The following is a 19470-nucleotide window of genomic DNA, read 5'->3' as shown; positions in this document are numbered from 1 at the left end:
CGTCATGCATCTTCTGCGGCTTGTGCTGAAAGCTTCTGGCAAGAAAGGCGTTCCGCAAGGCGGCGTAATTTTCACCCTTGCTCAGTAACCTCTACCTCAATGAGGTGGACAAGATGCTGGAGCGAGCACGTGAAGTTACACGTCGCGGCAAGTACACCAATATCGAATATGCACGTTTTGCTGACGATATGGTTGTCTTGATCTATGCCCACCAGCGACATGACTGGCTGCTCGGCGCTATAAACAAGCGCTTGCGGGAGGAGTTCGCCAAGTTACAGGTTGAGGTGAATGATGAGAAGAGTCGCATAGTTGACCTGGCCCGAGGCGAGAGCTTCGGCTTCCTGGGAATCGACTTCCGCTATCTCCGCAGTCTGCGCGGAGTGATGCGGCCGTATTACACGCCCAAGCTCAAAAAGCGGACGGCGCTTCTGCGGGGGCTCAAGGAAGTGTTTGGCAGCTATCGGTCGCAACCGATTAGTCGGGTGATAAGCCTGATCAATCCAAAGCTCCGAGGATGGGTAAACTACTTCCGGATAGGCGATTCCAGTAAATGCTTCCCTACATCAGAGACTGGGTAGAGAGGAAGGTCAGACGCCATCTGGCGAAGGCACGGAAACAAAAGGGCTTCGGCTGGAAGCAGTGGAGTAACTCGTGGCTGTACGACACCTTGAAGCTGTTCAACGGCTACCGGGCGAGTGCCGCCGAAGTAAAAGCTGCTCCAACATGATAGGTCCATAAGCCTTGTCATGAAGCAAATGGGAGCGCGTAGTGCGGGAAATCTGCATGCTGCGTGCGATGTGGCGGGGGCTGGAAACGTGCATGACCGGGAAAACTGGTTAAGCGGCGCGCCAGTCCTCGACCCCACTGTCGAACAGGATCGTCGCCAGCAATTGCGGACCGATGAAGCCGCGCGGCGTGGCATGGAACGGTGCCGGCGGCTGGCTGATCTTCTCGCAATCGCGGCAAGTGAACTTCTCTCGCACGGTCTCGATGACCTTGAACCGGCGCGGGATCTCCCAACGTCTCGGTCACATCCTCGCCCAGTGCTGCAACAAGCCGTTCCTTCTCATCCTGCGACCACCGGCGCCGCCGCTCGGCCGATGTGATCACCTCCGCCCCTCGAAATCGGCATAGTGCTTCTCCCAGGATTACCCGTAGGACCTGCAGCGTTCGCGTCCGTCAAACAAGACGGCCCGCAACGGAGGAATACCACAGAGTCACCTGCTCTCCTTCTTCAGATGAACTGAAGGGCCACCGCCGCCAGAGGTGCGATAAATGGCTTGCGCCCAGTCGAAGGGCGAGAAGATCTCTCCGCTCGCGTTTGCCAGCACCTTCCGCACCACCATTGGGTCGTTAGGGCGCGCGACCTGCCCCATTCGGACGTAGTTCCTAGGATTGACAAAGTCCGTGTAACTGGGCATTTGCCGCGGCGGCCCGGTGCTACTTGAGTTAGCTCAGAACGGATCGGGTCGCCTCACGGTGAGGATGACCTTCACTCATGAAGCGCGCCCGATGTGCGACACGTGCCGGGCGTGGAATGCGGAGTTTCTAAACGCTTGCGGGCTCCCTGGCGAGTTCGTCAATGACTTGCCTGGTTGCCTGATAGGCAAGCTCGACAATCTCATCAATCTCGCCTTCCGAGACGACAAGAGGCGGAGCAAAACCCAGAATATCGCCATGCGGCATTGCCCGAGCAATAAGTCCCCGCTCGCGAGCAGCCTTCGAGATGCGGGCGCCGACTTTGAGCTGGGCGTCGAACCGTCGCTTCGTGTGACGGTCCGCGACAAACTCGATAGCGCCGAGCAAGCCGACGCCGCGAACTTCGCCAGCGATCTCCAATTGAGCGAACCTTTCCTTAAGCCGCTTTTGAAAGTGCGCGCCGACCACCCTGGCGCGATTGCTGAGCTGCTCCTTTTCAACGATATCGAGCACTGCGTTGGCGGCGGCGGCAGCGATCGGATGACCCGAGTAGGTGTAACCGTGTGAGAATGCGCCAACGCGATCGGCGGCCCCCTCCATAACAGAGTAAACCTTCTCCCCCACGATGGCTGCCGAGAGCGGCATGTAGCCCGAGGTGAGCCCCTTGGCGACCGTTACGAGATCCGGCTCCATCCCGTATAGAGTACTGCCAAAGTCGGCCCCGGTTCGCCCGAATCCACAGATCACCTCATCGGCGATGAGAAGAACGTCATACCGCCTGAGTACGGCCTGAATCTCCCGCCAATACCCGCTGGGCGGCGGTGTGATGCCTCCGGTACCAAGGACAGGCTCGGCAATAAACGCGCCGACCGTTTCCGCGCCCTCCCGCACAATTAGCTCTTCGAGTTCGGCCGCACGCCGACGAGAAAAGGCCTCCTCCGATTCCCCGTGCTCAGCGCCCCAATAATGGTGGGGAGTGCCTGTGTGCAGAATACCCGGAAACGGAAGGTCCATTTGATCGTGATAGAACGACATTCCCGTCATTGATCCAGAAATGACCGAGCACCCGTGATAACCGCGCTCGCGAGAGATGATCTTCTTCTTCTTCGGCTGACCACGCAGATTGTTGTAATACCAGACGAGCTTGGCCTGAGTTTCGTTGGCATCCGATCCGGAAAGTCCGTAGAAGACTTTGCTGGCGTTTCCCGGTGCCATTTGCACGAGGCGATGCGAAAGCTTTGCGAGCTCTTCGGTCGTGTGAGCAGCGTACGTGTGGTAATATGCGAGCTGATAGGCCTGCCTTGCGATGGCCTCGGCAACTTCGGTACGCCCATAGCCGATATTGACACAGTAGAGACCGGCAAAGCCATCGATGTATGTTCGGCCCTCCGCATCCCGAATGGATATCCCTTTACCACCTGTGACGATTGTGGGATCGCCAAGCTTGCCGCTCGCGAAATCCTTCAGCTGCGTGAAGGGATGCAGAACACTGGAACGATCTCGCTCAGCGATGGTCTTGATATCAATCATATAGTTCTCCTATGCCGCCAAATCGCCGAAACAGACGTATTTGTGTTCCATGTACTCTGCTAAACCGTGCTTCGACCCTTCTCGTCCGAGTCCGGACTGCTTCCAGCCTCCGAACGGAATGGGCGGTCCAGTAAAGGAAGCTGTATTGATTCCGAGCATGCCGCACTCGATCTGCTCAGAAAGGCGGAGCGCCCGGCGAAGGTTGTTTGTGTAGATGTATCCAGCCAGCCCCATTTCGCTGGCGTTCGCCCTGGATACAACCTCCGCCTCAGAATCGAACGGGAGCACGGCAGCAACCGGCCCGAAGGTTTCTTCATGCGTGATCAGCATGTGGTCGGTGACATCGCTGAGCAACGTCGGAGGAACGAAGTTTGCACCCAAACTTGCGCCCTTGTCGGCGCAAAACACCCGCGCCCCCTTTTTTGCGGCGTCGTCGATGTGGGCCCTGCATTTGTTGGCAACCGACAGCTTTGTCATCGGCCCTATATCAGTTGTCGTTTCCAGGCCGTGCCCGACTCTGAGCTGAGAAATAGGGGTGGCAAACGCCTCGACGAAGGCGCGGTAGATCTTTCTATGCACGTAGATGCGATTGGCGGCGAGACAGTCCTGGCCCGAAGTGGTGAACTTTGCGTCCATCGCTCCCTTAACCGCCTTGTCGACATCGACGTCGTCAAAGATGATGCACGGAGCGTGGCCCCCCAGCTCAAGCGACACTTTCTTCACGGTTTGTGCCGCCTCTGCCAGAAGCAGGCGCCCAACTTCGGTAGAACCAGTAAACGAAAGAGCTCGCACCCTCGTATCGCGCAACAGTGGTTTCGAAAGCTCGATTGAATCACCGACAAGCACCTGAAATACGCCACGCGGAATACCAGCTTCTTCGGCCAACCTAGCCAGGGCAAGGGCCGACAATGGCGTCTCGGGAGCCGGCTTCACGACGATCGGGCAGCCCGCGGCAAGAGCAGCTCCCGCCTTTCTCGTGATCATCGCGATTGGAAAATTCCATGGCGTGATCGCCGCCGCAACACCGATTGGCTGCATTCGCACATGAAGCAGGCTTCCCGCTTTGTGACTCGGAATGGTCTCGCCATAGGTGCGCTCGCCTTCAGCGGCAAACCATTCCAGAAAGCCCGCGCCATATGTGATCTCGTAGCGTGCCTCCGCCAGAGGCTTTCCTTGCTCGCTGGTCATAAGAACGGCGAGATCCTCTGAATGGCCGCGGATCAGGGACGCCCAAGATTTGAGGATCACTCCTCGCTCGGTGGGCAGCAGACGCCTCCATGCAACAAACGACTTCTCTGCTGCTCCGATTGCCAGCTCCATGTCGGCCGCCGAGCAACGGGCAGCTTCCGCGATTTCCTCCCCCGTCGCGGGGTCGACAACCGCGTCCTTCTGCCCGCCGTCCGTCCACTTGCCGTCGATGAACGCTGCCCCCGCTAAAAAGTCTCGTCGTCTGAGAGTTCGAAGGTGCCGCATAGCGAGGCCACCCCACTCCGGGCGTCTGTGCCGAAAGCCTTGAACACCCATTTTGAAACTCCCGCGCCGTCACTTATTGAAATTGCTGGAGTAATCAGGATACTAGTGACGCAAACAGATTTGCGTCGCATTTTCGGTGCGCGGGATGAATTCCTGCAAAGCATTGATGCCTTGCGACGAAACGCAGCTTAGGGCTGGAGACAACCGCTATGCGTTACGATCGGATAGATGCACGCATCCTGGAGATCGTGCAAAAAAACAATCGCCTCACGTCCGAGGTCATTGGCGAAATGGCGGGGCTTTCCCCCACGGCGTGTCAGAGAAGGTTGAAGAGGCTCCGTTCGGAAGGAATCATTGAGTCGGATGTGTCCATCGTCTCGGCAAGAGCAGTGGGAAGGCCGATTCAGATGCTTGTCCTCGTGAATCTCGAGCGGGAGCGCTCCGATATCATCGACAAATTCAAGAAGGCCATCAAAACGTCGAGTGAAGTCGTAAATGGCTTCTATGTCACGGGCGATGCAGACTTCGTTCTGTACATAACGGCTCGCACGATGGAGGACTACGAGCTTTTCACCAGACGCTTCTTTTACGAGAACCCCGATATTAAGGGGTTCAAAACCATGGTCATCATGGACCGCGTAAAATCGGGGTTTGCAGTTCCAATCGAAATGCCACCGGACAGATAAGCGATCTTTGATCGCGACGTCCCGACGGTCCAGCTGTTTTGAGCACTCGTGAAAGAATGAGAACCATACCGAAAGCTCTGACAATTCTGACTTCTCACAATCCTCTTCAACCCAAAACAGGCCTAACGAACTCGCCCCAGTGGGCTTGGTCGAATTACGTGCCAGAATGGTGCTTGAAAGCAAAAAAAGGAGGGGCCACTCCAAGGGTGGCCCCTTCAAGTTAGGGAGGAAACGCCCCTAGGGGGCCTGGGAGATCAGGCCGCAGCCTGTTCGATCGGTGAAAATGGTAGGCCGAGACTCTCTGCCACTGCCTTGTAGGTCAACCGGCCCCGATAGACGTTCAGGCCAGCGCGCAAGTGCGGATTTTCAAGCACGGCCGCAAAGCCCTTGTTTGCCAAAGCCAAGCCAAAAGGCAAAGTTGCGTTGTTGAGGGCCTGACTTGAGGTAAGCGGGACTGCACCGGGCATGTTGGCAACGCAATAGTGGATCACGCCGTCGACTTCGTAGGTTGGATCAGCATGGGTGGTGGCACGCGACGTCTCAAAGCAACCGCCTTGATCGATCGCGACGTCAACGACCACAGAGCCTTGCTTCATCGAGCTCAGCATCTTGCGCGACACCAGCTTCGGTGCACTGGCTCCTGGGACGAGCACGGCGCCAATAACGACGTCTGCGGCAGAGACTTCCTCTTCAACGCTGTCGATGGTCGAGTACCTGGTGCGGACGCGGCCCTCGAATAGCTCGTCCAGTTCGCGAAGGCGGTTGATCGAACGGTCGATGACGGTGACTTCCGCACCCAAACCGGCTGCCATTCGGGCGGCATGCGTACCGACGACACCGCCACCGATGACAACGATACGAGCGGGCTGAACGCCAGGCACGCCGCCGATCAATAACCCCCGCCCGCCGCTGTACCGTTTTAGGGCCGCGCCGGCAGCCTCGATCGTGAGCCGGCCCGCGACTTCGCTCATTGGCGCAAGCAACGGCAAGCCCCCGTTCGAGTCGGTGACGGTTTCATAGGCGATCGCTGTGCAACCCGATTTCAGCAGTCCTTTTGCCTGCTCCGGATCGGGCGCCAGATGCAGATAGGTGAAGAGGATCTGATTCTCTCGGAGCTGGACCCATTCGGACGGCTGCGGCTCCTTGACCTTGACTACCATCTCGCTCGATGCAAACACCTCCCGAGCAGCCGCGGCGATTGTTGCACCGGCCTTCCGGTATTCCTCGTCGCTTGCCCCGATGCCAGCGCCGGCATTGGCCTCCACCAATACTTGGTGGCCGGCAGCCACATATTCCCGGACAGCTCCAGGGGTCAGGCCCACGCGATATTCGTGTGTTTTGATTTCCTTGGGAACACCGACTTGCATCTTGCAATCTCCGCTTTTGCTGAACCACTTCTAATCGGAACCACGCGGTGAAATTGAGAAGGGACCGGCGAACGACGCAGAAATTCAGCAACCTCGGCGTTCTTGCGCACAATTCCAGCAGAGTGCGCGAGATGGTGATGGTTTGCTATTCCTGGCGCCGCAATCGGCACAGTGGCAGCCGACACATCGATCCAAAGGAAGTTTCGCACAGCGATTTTCACGTATTTAACGGCCTTCGGTTCCTCCACGGGGCTCTGGGCGAAACATCCCCTCTGTCCCGCTCCACGCAAAAGCTGCATGAATCCCGGCGGATATTTATGGCGGAACAGTTGCCCAGCAACGCGCGCATGCCGCCAGGGCTCGCCGATCGAATGGCAACGATACGCTCAGAGATTGTGAGCATCATGGAGCGGCTGTCAATGATCGCTCGAAAGCGGCCTTTCCGATTGTGACGATCGCGTCCACCTTCGGTCTTGGTGATGACGAGCGCAGGCGCGAGCCCGGGATATTGCGATGGACTACGGCTCGGCGCAATCAGCACCGCGACCGGGCCACCTATCTGCGGACGCCTAGTGTTGAAAACCGGTGTCCTCGTGCAAGAAGGCGAGTGCTGCGAGCGAGAGTGGCCCATTGTTCTCCTTTGAGAGACCTTAACGCACTAGCGGCAGGCCTGGAATCGCTGAGGCCGCAGCGGATTGCGCGTCAGAGTTCGAATAGCTCGCGCGGCAACTTCGTGAATGGTTCACCTGCAACGTCGGTATGCGGAAGGTTTCGCTGATCACATAACCACGTCTTCATCGATCCAGTTTTCAAGCATGAGGTGAAATGTCGTATTCGGCTTGAGGACCGTGTTATCGCCGTCCTTCAAGCTAGCTGTAGGTTCCGTCCAATCTATCGCGACGGCGTAGCCGCACCGAGACTCCTTCACCAAGCCATCGCGTTTTCAAGTTGGAGTTGAAAGCTATGGCGACGTCGCTGCAGGTCCTGCCGGGTTTGGCGGCGGCAAGTGCAGCTTCCAACCTGGCAACGTTCCCTTCATGCAACCGGCGTATGTGATCCGACGGCTTACCGATCGCGACATCGTGCGCATCAGCGGAGAGGTCTAGCCATGACGCCCGCCGCTGAACTCGAAATTGCTCTGCGAGCCCGTCTGGAAGACGTCTTCGGTCCAGCGAATGTGACACGTGGAGATGCGTGCGCAGCGCAAAGAAGAGGCCCGCAAAATCCGTGCTGGGCTTGCCGTTAGCGCTGCGCACCAATGTTGCAATGACCTCGGCGGATTCATTGGCCTCGCGCGCGCCTGAGCGGATAACGTCTCTCGCTTTGAGCATGCCGGCGTCGGAAATAGCGGTAGCTTCCCGCATCATCGCGAATTCCGAGTCCGATTTCACGCCGCGGATCCGGGTCACGGCGTTAGTGCAGTAGACGATGTTCGCGCCTGTCGAGCGAGATTTGAACTTCTTAACTGTCAGCGGGCAAGAGCCGTTCTTCCAGACCGGTCCATTTGCGGCCGACGCCATCGTCCAAGATGAAGTCGATGGTCTCCTCCCGTTCGGGGTAGCGATGAGCGCCTCCGAATAACCAGTGACACGACTGCGATCGACAAACATCTGATGGATCGCCGCCGGCCAGACCATTCTGCGCGTCAGGAAGGTCGGCTACTCATCCGTTAAAGTCACGACCAGCCCCCGCGGAACATAGCCCGACCTCGAAGTGTATCCGGAGAGATATATGATGTTAGCCGGAGCCGTGACCACCGCTTCGACCTTCGCCGCTCTATCTCCGACTTGACGGCGGATAATCTCCGCAGATACCCGCCGCGGGCGAATGCTTGCGAAGCCTTAGGCATTGCCATGTGCAAACTCCTTCTGGAAAGAGTGGGTCGTTCTCTCGCGTGGATCGAGGGCGGGCCGGCGGATCTTTTCGTGTCATTTGTGGCGGGATCGTACATCGGCGCCGCTACGAATTCAGCATCTCCAAGCAGTACCTGATCGCGAGCTCAGCTGTCGGAACGAGCAGATCGTCCGAGGCTCCGAAAGTTGGCGTGTGCACGCCGGACTCGTTGCCTTGCTCCTTGCTGCCAAACCAGAAGTAGATCGAGGGCACGCACGCGGAGTAGAATCCGAAATCGTCGCTGCCGCCGCCTGCGCTCGACGACTTCAGGTCGGAAAACTTGTCTTTGCCCACGGTCTCGACCACCAGCCGCCGAAACCTGTCAACCATCACGTCGTTGTTAATGACCGGCGGTTCACCGAATTTGTGGGAGAACTCCGCTTTCCCGCGGTGCATCGTCGCGACCCCTTCAGCTATTTCTCGCACGCGCTGAACCAGGAGCTCTCTCCGCTCACAACGGCTTGTTCTGATAGTTCCGGTCATCGTAACTGACGGGCAAATGATATTTGTGGCTTCGCCACCTGCAATCGTCCCGATTGTGACGATCGCCCCGTCATCGAAGGGCATTTCCCGCGACACGACCTTTTGGACCTCATTGATGAATGCCCCGGCCATCGCAATTGCATCCACGCCCGCATGCGGCCTCGCGCCGTGGGCCATGGTCCCGATAAGTGTGATCGCGAACTGATCGGCGGATTGTGTCACAGCGCCTGGGCGTGCGCCGAACATCCCCGCGGGCAAATCAGTTTTGACGTGGAACCCAACAGCAGCGTGGAAGCCGCTAAGCAGGCCCTGCTCAGCCACTGATCGTCCGCCGAGTGGCTCCGCCTCCTCGGCGGGCTGGAAAAACACGCGAAGCTTGCCAGAAAAGCTCTCTCGCATCCGATGAAACGCAAGTGCGGTACCCATAGCGATCGACGCATGCAGGTCATGACCGCACGCATGCATATGACCTGGGACCCGGGACTGATAGGACAAGTCGTCCCGGGTTTCCTGGATCGGCAAGGCATCGATGTCGCCCCGTATGGCGACGGAGCGCTGCGGCCCGGAGGCTAAACCGTGGATGTCGACGTAAAGGCCGGTTTTGTGAAAGGTCTTCGCATCGAACAGCCCAAACCGTTCAAGCGTTTCGCGGATCCGCTGTTGAGTTTTCCACTCGTTGTTGGAAAGCTCCGGCTCGCGATGCATAGCATGCCGCATTTCGATCACCACGTCCTTTTCGGAACTGGAAAGCAGATTGTTTGCGCTTGTGTTTGTAGTCCTCTTCATCTTCGCGGCCTTCCAGTTGACGCTTGAGTCAATGTAGCAGGTCGGGTAGGCGGGGAGCAGCGACTAGCGTGGCTATCGCGCAGCAATGCTGCAAGGTTGTCGTCCGATGCGCACAATCTGAGAGCATCTGATCCTGGCGGGCGCCGGATCGCAGGGCCTCGGAAGAGGCCCTGCACAACCAAAACAAGCTAACGGCGCGCCTGTCGATCGGGACTACCATCACGGCCCCGGAGCCGTCAGCTTCTCAGCTCTTTGGTCATCCTCTATCCGAGGCCTGCGCCCTGCTCCCTGAATGCTCTCCAGTCGATCGGCCGCTCCAGCGCTGCTCGTTCGCGCCTCTGCCGAAGGAAATGGTGGGTCTTTGGGCAAATATGGCGCCGGCCTTCAAAATAATTGCGGCTGCAAATGACAATATCATTGCGACACGTCGCAGCTCCGTACCCCAGCTCCAGGCTTTCACGCAAGGCGAGGCATCGGCCGGTATTGTGGACAGCCGAGCACATGAGGCGCGGAAATCCGGGACGCCATTGGAACGGTCGTCGCGTGCGAGGGCATCTACGCGGTGACCTCGTTTACCCTCATCGTGCGGGATGTCGCAATAGGAGGTGCGCTAGCCTACATCGATCCGCTGCTTTCCGCTCAGGGTATGCTGGCTGTACCAAAAGCGCTCCGCTACGGCCCACGACTGACGTGGCGCTCGGCGAGCTGGCTGCGGAGATTCTCATGAATTCGTAGCGAGCAGAACGAGTCAGCCAGTATAACTGTTGGCGGGCATGGTTAAGATCTTTCGCTTCAGGTCCTCGATGATCCGGTCGACTAGCGCAGTATCGGGCCGGACCGGCCTCCCTCCCTGCAGATCTTTGCCGGCGTCCACTCGCATAGCGCCGGTGGCTGGAGGGCATGTGGCGCTGATCGTCGTGTGCCGCCCGTTGCCACTGCCACGCATATGCACGCTCGCCTCCAAGGAGGGTTCAATCGTTCGTGCGCTGATCCGCGCTTCTAGTCTAACTCAGCGGCGGGCGAAGCGATAGGGCACCGAATATGGTGTTGTTCGATCTCGACGTGATAGTCGAGCCCGACCCGCCATTCGGCATGGACCCACGGCTGGCCCGGAAGCGGTTTGAGAATTGGCGCATCAATTTCCTCGAAAGCTGGCGCCGTATGCGGCCATACTGACGCAGTACCCGTTCGTCATTGAGCTTGGCCAGCCACTAGGCGATCGCGCGGTTGAGTTCGGCCAGGCTGTAAAAAGTTCGGTTGCGCAACCGCCGCAGCAGCCAACGCTCGATGATTCCCACCGCAGGCCTCGACCTTTGCCTTATCTCTCGGGCGAGGCGGCCGTGCCGGAATGCTGCGCCATATCGCTGTAGCTGCGGTCGACTATGGGGTCACAGAGGCAGGCCTCGATCACCGCGATCTTGGCGTTGTGGGCACCAGCAGTTGCGTCGCGTCACCAAAAAAGCTGTAGGCCGCGTCGTTTCCCGCGATCCAGTCGCCGAGCTGCTCGGTCCACGTCGCTAGCGGGAATGACAAGCTGGATGCGCCCATGACCGCAACGAAGCGCGCGATCATTTCGGAACTCCGCGCGCCATCAAATCGGTACGGTGCGCGCGATGACCTCGGAATCGACAGACCACGGCGGTGAGCGCCTTCTCGGCCATCCGGCGCGGCTCCAGGAAACCCGGGAAGTAGGAGCCCTTGCGCAGCTTGGGATGCGAAGCTCGACCGTGCCGGCCAGGTCTCCCAGGTCCGGTCGAAGCTCACCGTTGCGCTGGGCCAGACGCTCGGGGTTCTTCTCGCCGTAGGCTGCACCGACCTGGCCTTCGACTTCCAGCTCCATCAGCCGCTGGGCAGCAAAGCCGATCATCTCGCGCAAGAGATGGCCGGAGTTCGAGACCCTGACGGCTCGCTTCCGTCTTTCCGTTCCACGCATCACTCGAGGGCGCAGGCGCGCATATGACGCGGGTTACGCTCGGGAAGAGCCGGGTGCGGGAAGTCTGCCCGCCCGGATCTGTGAGGGCGAAGCCGAATGGCTGAGTTACTCGACCACGACCCCGGTACAGGACCACGATGTCAAAAACCGGAAGTTTGCTCATTCGGCGGATTGCGGGTGCGACAATGGAAATTTAGCCCACTCGAGTAGGATCACAGCGATTTCTCGCACGCCGAGCGCAGGCGCTCAAGCACTTAGCGACGTCTGCATCGATGCTCGCAACGGCTGCGCCAGCTCCCCCGTCTGCAAAGGTGGCGGTGCTGACTTATGAGTCGACGCATTGCAGTGAGGATTTGCTCGGCATCGACGACGTCGCGCAGCGCGCACGAATTGGGATTGGCGGCAAGGGTGCTCATAGTGGAGACCATTCGGACGACATAAGAGGACCATTGTCGCCGCGTATCGAAGTGTATGCTGGCGGAGGCTCCGCAGCCGCCGGTGGCGACGATTCCGACACCAAAGGCACGAACGATATTGCATCTGCCGAAGCCGGCAGCACCAGTTGTTGAACGCGCCCGGCGTCGCCAGTCATGTACCTGCTGTGTCCGGCAGCCATGGCGGCGGGCGATATCGATTGCAATCGCACCCGGCTCAAGGCTTTCCGCGGCGATCTGACCCTTCAGGCGTGCGGACGTCCGCTGCCAGGCGCTGGTGAGGCGTTGCCGGCGCGCTGTATGTCTTGCGTACACGAGCACTGTCGCGCTGCTTGGCTAACAGTTTGAACGAGGGTTGGAAGAAGTTTACGAACAGCCGCGCTGATCGACAGAGTGCGGCCAGCAGCTCGGCCGCTTCCAGGCGAGTTCGTCGACATCACCGGATTCCATCGCAAACATGCGATGCGTCTACTTCGAGGCCAGGAAGACGTAAGCGCAGGCCGACGGGCGCGACGTCGGATCTATAATGAGGCGGAACACAACGCGCTCGTGCTGCTTTGGGAGGCGTCAGACCGGATCTGCGGGAAGCGGCTGAAGGCGTTAATGCCTGCGCTGATTGAAGCGATGGAACGGCACGGCCACCTCGACCTTGCTCCCGAGATCCGCGACAAACTTTTGGCAATGAGTGCTGCGACGATCGACCGCGCGTTGGCACGGGTCCGAGAAGGATTAGGTCGCAAGCGCCGACGGCACGCGACGCACTCGTTGCGTCGCAGTATTCCAATACGGACGTCGGCAGATTGGAACGATCCGGCGCCGGGGTTCGTCGAGGCTGACCTTGTAGCGCATAGCGGTCTATCGGCGCGCGGCAGCTTCATCCAGACCCTCGTGCTCACCGACATTGCTACCGGCTGGACGGAGTGCGCTCCTCTGATCGTGCGCGAACAAACACTGTTGAGCACGGTGTTGACGGAATTGCGCAAACAATTGCCTTTTGCGCTGGTCGGCCTCGATACGGACAATGATACGGTGTTCATGAATGAGACGCTGAAAGCCTACTGCGATGCGGCCAACATCGTCTTCACGCGTTGCCGGCCCTACCGGAAGAACGACCAGGCGTTCGTCGAGCAGAAGAACGGTGCCGTCGTGCGCAGGATGGTCGGCTATCGTCGGCTCGAGGGCCTGGAAGCGGCCAAGCTGCTGGCTGAACTCTATCGATCGGCGCGGCTGTTCGTGAACTTCTTCCAACCCTCATTCAAACTGATGGCCAAGCAGCGCGACGGTGCTCGTGTGCGTAAGACATACAGCGCACCGGCAACGCCACACCAGCGCTTGGCCGCCGACGCCCGCACGCCCGATGCGATTCGTCACCATCTCCAAGAAATCTATGCCGCTCTCGACCCGGTCGCGTTGTTGCGCGACATCCGCGGCGCGCAGGAACGCCTCGCGGCGCTCGCTGATACGCAGCCAATCGCCCATCCTGCTGCGGCATCGCAACCGATCGATCTCTTCCTGGCAAGCCTACGAACCGCCTGGAAAGACGGAGCTATGCGACCGACGGATCGGCCAATCGTGAAAGCGAAAAGAGGCCGGCGGCGTCCCGACCCGCTCATCCGGGCAACGCTAGATTTGCGAAAATGGTTTGAAGCCGAGCCTTGGCGGACTGGTAGCGAACTGCTCTCCCGGTTGCAGGCGGAATATCCTGGAGCCTATCCGAACAAGCTTCTTCGAACGCTTCAGCGTAGGCTTAAATCCTGGCGCAGCGAGCAAGCGAACGCGTTGTTGTTCGTTCCTACGGAGGAAACGCTGCTGGGGCATGAGGTCACAACAACCCAATGATGTGGCAGACGCCAGCGGAGGAGGCCGGGCGCTCCGAAACCCCGGCCATCTCCGCACCCGGCCTCCTCCTCAACCCAAGCCGGGAGCAAAATAAATGAGGCAACCGATCGCACCCGGGAGCATCAATACATGAGGCAATACGCGCTCTCATCCTGATTGTCGCGCTATAAGTGCGGCGCGGCGATCAAAGTGAGAGTGCAGCGTCAATCCAGATGAGAATGCCGCCACTGGACGGGAACGTCGGGAGGGCGTAGCCCGACCGGAGTTTCCGTCCAGCGGCGGCGGCCTTTTCGAGGCCTCAGGTGGTCGCGGTCGGCCGGTATGCCGGTGGTTTTTCCGATTCGGAGGAATCACTTTTGTGCCCGGCCGCCACATAACCGTCCATCAATTGAGATGGGATGGTTGCCGCCCTCCCCAGACGGCATCGTAATGTGCCAAGAACGCAGTGTTTGAACCCCGAAGCGAAGAGGACGGCAAATTGATGGATACGGTGATCGGAGTGGATCTAGCCAAGAATGTGTTTCAGCTCCACGGGGCGTCAATGGCGGGACACTTGAAATTTCGAAAGAAACTGTCGCGGCTTCAGTTTCGGAAGTTCATGGCGGGCCACCCATCGGCAGTGGTGGTGATGGAAGCCTGTGGCAGCGCCCACTATTGGGCACGGGAGATGGTCAAGCTCGGCCATGAAGTGAAACTGATCGCTCCGCAATATGTGAAGCCTTTTGTGAAACGCCAAAAGAACGACGCGGCTGATGCCGAAGCAATCGTGATCGCGGCACAGCGCCCCGAGATGCGCTTCGTCGAGCCGAAATCGGAAGAACAGCAGGCCAGGGCAGTGCTCTTTCGGGCTCGGAAGCGCCTTGTTCATCAGCGCACCGATCTGGTGAATGCGCTGCGTTCTGTTCTCTACGAATTCGGCCATATCATCCCGCAAGGAATCGAACAACTTAAACGCATTGACGCAATCCTCGAAGATCCGAACAGCGATCTACCAGAACTGGTCCGCGAGGAATGTCGGAGTCTCATTGATCAGATCGCCTACAAGACGGAGCGGATCGATGCCAAGGCAGAGCAGCTCAAGAAGTTGGCGACGCGGACGGTCACGGCGCAGCGGCTGCAGACAATGCCGGGGGTCGGCCCGCTGACCGCACTCGCGATCGAGGCTTTCGCGCCCGACATGGCGGCCTTTCGACGTGGCCGAGACTTCGCGGCTTGGCTCGGCTTGGTCCCACGGCAACATTCCTCAGGGGGAAAGGAAAGGCTCGGACGCGTTTCGAAGGAAGGACAGGCGGACATTCGCCAGTTGCTCATCGTTGGGGCGATGTCGCGGCTGAACTGGCTCGGGCGCAAGTCGATCCCTAGCGGATCCTGGCTGGCGCAGATGCTGGCGAGGAAGCCGCGCATGCTTGTGGCGATCGCCTTGGCGAACAAGATGGCTCGGACGATTTGGGCCATGCTCACCCGGAAGGAGGATTATCGGAACCCAGCGCAGGCAGTGACGGCATGACTGCATGCAGCACGAAATAGCCTGACGTTGGCGAAGGGGGTGTGAGAAGGCGACGACCCGAATGGGCGCAACGATCGAACAGATCTGGATCAGGAAACCAGCTAGAGCCAAAGAGCCGACGTGCTCGGAGATGAGAATTGGACCTGGTCCGCGGATCACCATACCGGCCAGCGGCTTCTGAAAATGCCGTAAAGGAAGGCCTGACAGAAGACCGCACTCGATCACACGCCAAAGGGTCAGAAACTTCTTGCATTGCGGGCGGCAACCACAGAAGGCTCTACATGAAGCTCAGGAAGACCCATCCGACGCCTGTCGCCGCGGCGAAGGCGTCGATCAGCGTGGCAACGGCCTACCGCATCGAGAAGGATCCAGTACTACCTTCGCAGAAGAAGGAGCCGCGCGCACGACGGCGTCCCGATCCAATCGCCGACATTTTCGACTCTGAAGTCGTGCCGCTGCTGCGGGCAGCGCCCGGCATCCGGCCCGTGGCCATTTTCGAGGAGATGATGCTGCGCCATTCCGAGTTGGGCGAGGGCGTGCGCCGGACGCTGGAGCGGCGCATCCGAGGCTGGCGTGCCATCCACGGTGAGGAGCAGGAGGTCATCTTCCGCCAGGCGCACGAACCCGGCAGGCTCGGTCTGTCGGACTTCACCGAGGTGGCCTCGTTCGGCATCACCATCGCCGGTCAGCCGCTCGACCACCGACTCTATCATTTCCGGCTCGCCTATTCCGGCTTCGAGCACGCCCATGTCGTGCTCGGCGGCGAGAGCTTCGTGGCGCTGGCGGAAGGCCTACAGAACGCACTCTGGTCCCTCGGTGGGGTGCCGCGCGAGCACCGCTCGGACAGCCTGTCCGCCGCCTTCCGCAACCTGGACAAGGACGCGCGCGAGGACCTGACCCGCCGCTATAACGAGCTGTGCAGCCATTACGGCATGACACCGTCACGCAACAATGCCGGCATCGCCCACGAGAACGGCTCGATCGAGGGGCCGCACGGCCATCTCAAGCGGGCGATCGAGGATGCACTGTTGCTGCGTGGCACCGTCGACTTCGATGATCTCGCCTCCTATCGCCGCTTCGTCGACGAGATCGTCGGCCGCCGCAATGCCCGCAACGCCAAGCGCATCGATGCCGAGCGCGCCCAGCTTCGGGAGCTACCTGAGCGGCGCACCACCGACTATGAGGAACTCAGCGTGCGCGTCACTTCCTCAGGCGGCTTCACGCTGCGCAAGGTCTTCTATACGGTGCCCTCGCGCCTGATCGGCCATCGCTTGCGCGTGCGCCTCTACGACGATCGGCTCGATGTCTTCATCGGCGGCACGCATCTCATGACGCTGCCGCGCGGGCGTGCTTCCCCGTCCGGCAAGCATGACCAGGTCGTCAACTACCGGCACGTCATCCATTCGCTCAGAAGGAAGCCGATGGCATTGCTCAATCTGGTCTATCGCGATCGGCTCTTCCCGCGCGAGGCCTACCGGCGGACTTTCGATCTCCTCGTCGAGCGTCTGCCCGAGCGCCAGGCCTGCCGCATCATGGTCGAGCTTCTTGGCCTCGCCCACGAGCGCGGCTGCGAGAGCGAACTGGCCGAGGAGCTGTCCATCTGCCTCGACAATCACCGGCTCCCCGACATGGCCGCGCTGCGTGCCCGCTTCGCGCCCGATCCCGCGCGCCTACCCAACGTAGTCGTCCGCCTGGCGCCGCTTCAGGCCTACGAAGCGCTCATCGGCGCCAGCCTGGGAGACGCAGCATGAAGAGCGCCTCGATTGACCCCGCCAAGCTCAGCCTGCTCCTTAACGAGCTGCGACTGCCCGCCAGCAAGGTGATCTGGCCACAGTTCGCCGAGCAGGCCGACAAGGAGGGCTGGCCCGCCGCGCGCTTCCTCACTGTGCTCGCCGAGCACGAACTGGCCGAGCGCGATCGCCGCCGCATCGAGCGGCACCTCACAGAGGGCCGCCTTCTGCCCGGAAAGACCCTCGAGAGCTTCGAGTTCGACGCCGTGCCGATGGTCTCCAAAGCTCAGGTCATGGCCATCGTCGCCGGCGACACCTGGTTGGAGAAAGGCGCAAACCTGCTCCTGTTCGGCCCGCCCGGCACCGGCAAGAGCCATCTCGCCTCGGCGATCGGTCTCGCCCTCATCGAGAACGGCTACAGGGTGCTGTTCACCCGCACCACAGATCTCGTCCAGAAGCTGCAGCAGGCCCGCCGCGACCTCGTCCTCGAGAGCGTGCTGGCCAAGCTCGACAAGTTCGACCTGCTCATCCTCGATGATCTCGCATACGTCACCAAGGACCAGGCCGAGACCAGTGTGCTCTTCGAGCTGATCAGCGCCCGTTACGAACGGCGCTCCATGCTGATCACAGCCAACCAACCCTTTGGCGAGTGGGGGAAGATCTTCCCGGACCCCGCTATGACGCTCGCCGCGGTCGACCGGCTCGTTCATCACGCCACCATCTTCGAGATGAATGTCGAAAGCTACCGACGCCGCGAGGCCGCTGAGCGCAAAAAGGGACCTGGACGCCCAGCGTCATACGCCACACCCGCCAATATCGCCCCTGATTGACGCGCCGCGACAATCAACCTGACAAAGCACTTGCGCGCGTCAATCAAACCCGCGGATCATCACATCCGCCGCGACACCAGATTCTCATCCAGATTGTCGCGCACCTCTCTCCCAGATCGCCGCGCTACAGTCGAGAGCTATCGCAGGCGCACCGCGCTCGACGGAAAACGCGGTCCGGGACGGCCGACCTCGCACGCGACACCCAAAGCCATCGCTGATTGGGGCTATCGCGGTATCATCTATTGCGAAGGCTATCAGGCCTACAAGACCATGACCCGGGAGACGCGTGCGGGCGCCCTGTCTGGGCCGCTCGCCTTCTGCTGATCGCATCTACGGCGCTAGTTTGTGAAGATCGCGCGTGAGGCTGCTCCGGCGCCAGCTCCAGTTTGCCGGGAGGCCCTTAAGCGCATCGCCCAGCTCAACGCGGTCGAGAAGGCACTTCGGGGCCACTCTGCTGCCGAGCGCTGCGCGGGTCGACAAGCTCATGCCAGACCTCTGGCAGCAGCCTTGAAGCAGTGGTTTGAGGCAACTCTTGATCATCTTGCGGGGAAGAGCGACACGGCGAAGGCTCTGCGCTATTCGCTGCGCCATTGGGACGGCCTGACGCTCTACCTTGATGACGGGCGCATCGAGATGGACACGAATGCGGTCGAGCGTGCGATGCGGCCAATCAAACTCGATGCCAAGAATGCCCTGTTCGCTGGGTGCGACGAGGGTGCCGATAATTGGGCATTGCTGGCCTCGCTCATTGAAACGTGTAGGCTCAATGTCGTCAGCGCCTAGCCCTGGCTCTCCGGCGTGCTCGCAAAACTCATCAATGGCTGGCCTGCGGCGCGACTGGACAAACTGCCTCCCTGGGCATCGACCTACAGGATGCATGCGCACGATCCGAGGCTGGCAGCATGAGCCTGAACACGACCGCCGTCCGGATCAGGATAACCCTCAAGGACGTGAATGACCTTGCCCCACAGGCTTAATCCAGATTGAAGTTCGCGCTGGCCCAAACAAGGACCAGAGCATGAAGCGTAGCCGCTTTTCGGCAGAGCAGATCATCGGGATTTTGAAGGAGCATGAGGCCGGGGTTTCGGTTGCCGATCTGTGCCGCAAGCGCGGCGTCAGCGACCCCAGCATCTACAAATGGAAGGCCACTGGAGTGTCGGAGGCCAAGCGGCTGAAGACGCTGGAGGACGAGAACACACGGCTGAAGCGGTTGGTGGCTGATGCCGTGCTGGACAATGCGGCGCCCAAGGATCTCGTGGGAAAGAATGTATGGTCCGCCCCGGTCCGTGCAAGGGTTCGTAACAGCAAAAATGACGCTTCCAATTGCATAAATGTATCCGGCCTCTCGCGAGTGGACTGCTGTTGCAGCCAGGCCATGACGAGATCCGCGCACGCCGTTCGCGATAAATGGTTCGGGCACGAAGCCCGCTTTTTGCCCGCGGGCAAGCGGAAAGCTGTCGCGTATCTCATGGTTGCCCACGGGATGAGCGTACGGCGGGCGTATAAAGCCATCGGCTGCTGCCGCATGACCATCAGATATCTGACAACCCGGGCGGACGC

At 60.0% G+C, this 19470-nt stretch carries 12 protein-coding genes and 7 pseudogenes; 9 read left to right on the top strand and 10 right to left on the bottom strand.

Going from position 1 to position 19470, the window contains the following annotated elements; genetic code table 11:
- The first annotated feature begins 113 nt into the window (after window positions 1-113).
- Window positions 114-578: a group II intron maturase-specific domain-containing protein gene (locus X265_RS41695; protein WP_232995625.1), complete on the top strand. Its 465-nt coding sequence runs from the start codon at window positions 114-116 to the stop codon at window positions 576-578.
- A gap of 288 nt (window positions 579-866) precedes the next feature.
- Here the strand turns inward: X265_RS41695 and X265_RS40895 are convergent.
- From X265_RS40895 to X265_RS36515, 3 genes and pseudogenes are all read right to left on the bottom strand, one after another.
- Window positions 867-1053, bottom strand: a pseudogene (locus tag X265_RS40895) (IS66 family transposase zinc-finger binding domain-containing protein); the annotation flags it as partial.
- Between the two features lie 495 nt (window positions 1054-1548).
- Complete coding sequence (locus tag X265_RS36520; protein ID WP_128929856.1) at window positions 1549-2949, bottom strand: aminotransferase; 1401 nt, start codon at window positions 2947-2949, stop codon at window positions 1549-1551.
- Window positions 2950-2958: 9 nt separating this feature from the next.
- The gene (locus X265_RS36515) at window positions 2959-4473 is read right to left on the bottom strand and encodes an NAD-dependent succinate-semialdehyde dehydrogenase (RefSeq protein WP_128929855.1); all 1515 of its coding nucleotides are present in this window, start codon (window positions 4471-4473) and stop codon (window positions 2959-2961) included.
- 158 nt (window positions 4474-4631) lie between these two features.
- Between X265_RS36515 and X265_RS36510 the strand changes: the two genes are divergently transcribed.
- The gene (locus X265_RS36510; RefSeq protein WP_128929854.1) at window positions 4632-5108 is read left to right on the top strand and encodes an Lrp/AsnC family transcriptional regulator; all 477 of its coding nucleotides are present in this window, start codon (window positions 4632-4634) and stop codon (window positions 5106-5108) included.
- A gap of 254 nt (window positions 5109-5362) precedes the next feature.
- Here the strand turns inward: X265_RS36510 and ald are convergent, their stop codons facing one another.
- The 7 genes and pseudogenes from ald to X265_RS36480 all read right to left on the bottom strand — a co-directional run.
- Window positions 5363-6475, bottom strand: coding sequence for an alanine dehydrogenase (ald, locus tag X265_RS36505; RefSeq protein WP_128929853.1), 1113 nt, complete (start codon window positions 6473-6475; stop codon window positions 5363-5365).
- 869 nt (window positions 6476-7344) lie between these two features.
- Window positions 7345-8112: a M24 family metallopeptidase gene (locus X265_RS36500; protein WP_232995624.1), complete on the bottom strand. Its 768-nt coding sequence runs from the start codon at window positions 8110-8112 to the stop codon at window positions 7345-7347.
- Window positions 8113-8434: 322 nt separating this feature from the next.
- Window positions 8435-9637, bottom strand: coding sequence for a M20 family metallopeptidase (locus X265_RS36495; RefSeq protein WP_128929852.1), 1203 nt, complete (start codon window positions 9635-9637; stop codon window positions 8435-8437).
- An 831-nt stretch (window positions 9638-10468) separates the two neighbouring features.
- Window positions 10469-11197: pseudogene (locus X265_RS41690) on the bottom strand (Mu transposase domain-containing protein); the annotation flags it as partial.
- Window positions 11198-11268: 71 nt separating this feature from the next.
- Window positions 11269-11570 (bottom strand): annotated as a pseudogene (locus X265_RS36490) (transposase); the annotation flags it as partial.
- Between the two features lie 254 nt (window positions 11571-11824).
- Entirely contained in the window at window positions 11825-12319 is a 495-nt protein-coding gene (locus X265_RS42395) for a transposase (RefSeq protein ID WP_206733559.1), read from the bottom strand.
- Window positions 12249-12425 (bottom strand): annotated as a pseudogene (locus X265_RS36480) (ISNCY family transposase); the annotation flags it as partial. The gene X265_RS42395 and the pseudogene X265_RS36480, both read right to left, overlap by 71 nt.
- Here X265_RS36480 and X265_RS36475 point away from each other — a divergent pair.
- The 7 genes and pseudogenes from X265_RS36475 to X265_RS36445 form a co-directional block, all read left to right on the top strand.
- Complete coding sequence (locus X265_RS36475) at window positions 12386-13843, top strand: ISNCY family transposase (RefSeq protein ID WP_371746383.1); 1458 nt, start codon at window positions 12386-12388, stop codon at window positions 13841-13843. The pseudogene X265_RS36480 and the gene X265_RS36475 overlap by 40 nt on opposite strands.
- A gap of 481 nt (window positions 13844-14324) precedes the next feature.
- On the top strand, window positions 14325-15350 hold the full coding sequence (locus tag X265_RS36470) for an IS110 family RNA-guided transposase (protein WP_164934317.1): 1026 nt from the start codon (window positions 14325-14327) through the stop codon (window positions 15348-15350).
- Window positions 15351-15631: 281 nt separating this feature from the next.
- A complete protein-coding gene (istA, locus tag X265_RS36465) occupies window positions 15632-17101 on the top strand; it encodes an IS21 family transposase (RefSeq protein WP_128929850.1) in 1470 nt (489 codons plus the stop codon).
- A complete protein-coding gene (gene istB, locus X265_RS36460) occupies window positions 17098-17910 on the top strand; it encodes an IS21-like element helper ATPase IstB (RefSeq protein ID WP_128929849.1) in 813 nt (270 codons plus the stop codon). The genes istA and istB overlap by 4 nt, the downstream gene beginning before the upstream one ends.
- A 222-nt stretch (window positions 17911-18132) precedes the next feature.
- Window positions 18133-18816 (top strand): annotated as a pseudogene (locus tag X265_RS36455) (IS66 family transposase); the annotation flags it as partial.
- Between the two features lie 112 nt (window positions 18817-18928).
- Window positions 18929-19180, top strand: a pseudogene (locus X265_RS36450) (transposase); the annotation flags it as partial.
- A 159-nt stretch (window positions 19181-19339) separates the two neighbouring features.
- A pseudogene (locus X265_RS36445) lies at window positions 19340-19468 on the top strand (IS3 family transposase); the annotation flags it as partial.
- Window positions 19469-19470: the final 2 nt, after the last annotated feature.

Origin of the sequence: Bradyrhizobium guangdongense (assembly GCF_004114975.1) — a bacterium.
In the GTDB taxonomy this organism is placed as follows: domain Bacteria; phylum Pseudomonadota; class Alphaproteobacteria; order Rhizobiales; family Xanthobacteraceae; genus Bradyrhizobium; species Bradyrhizobium guangdongense.
Note: the sequence above shows the minus strand (reverse complement) of the source record. Positions and strands in the feature narration are given on the sequence as shown.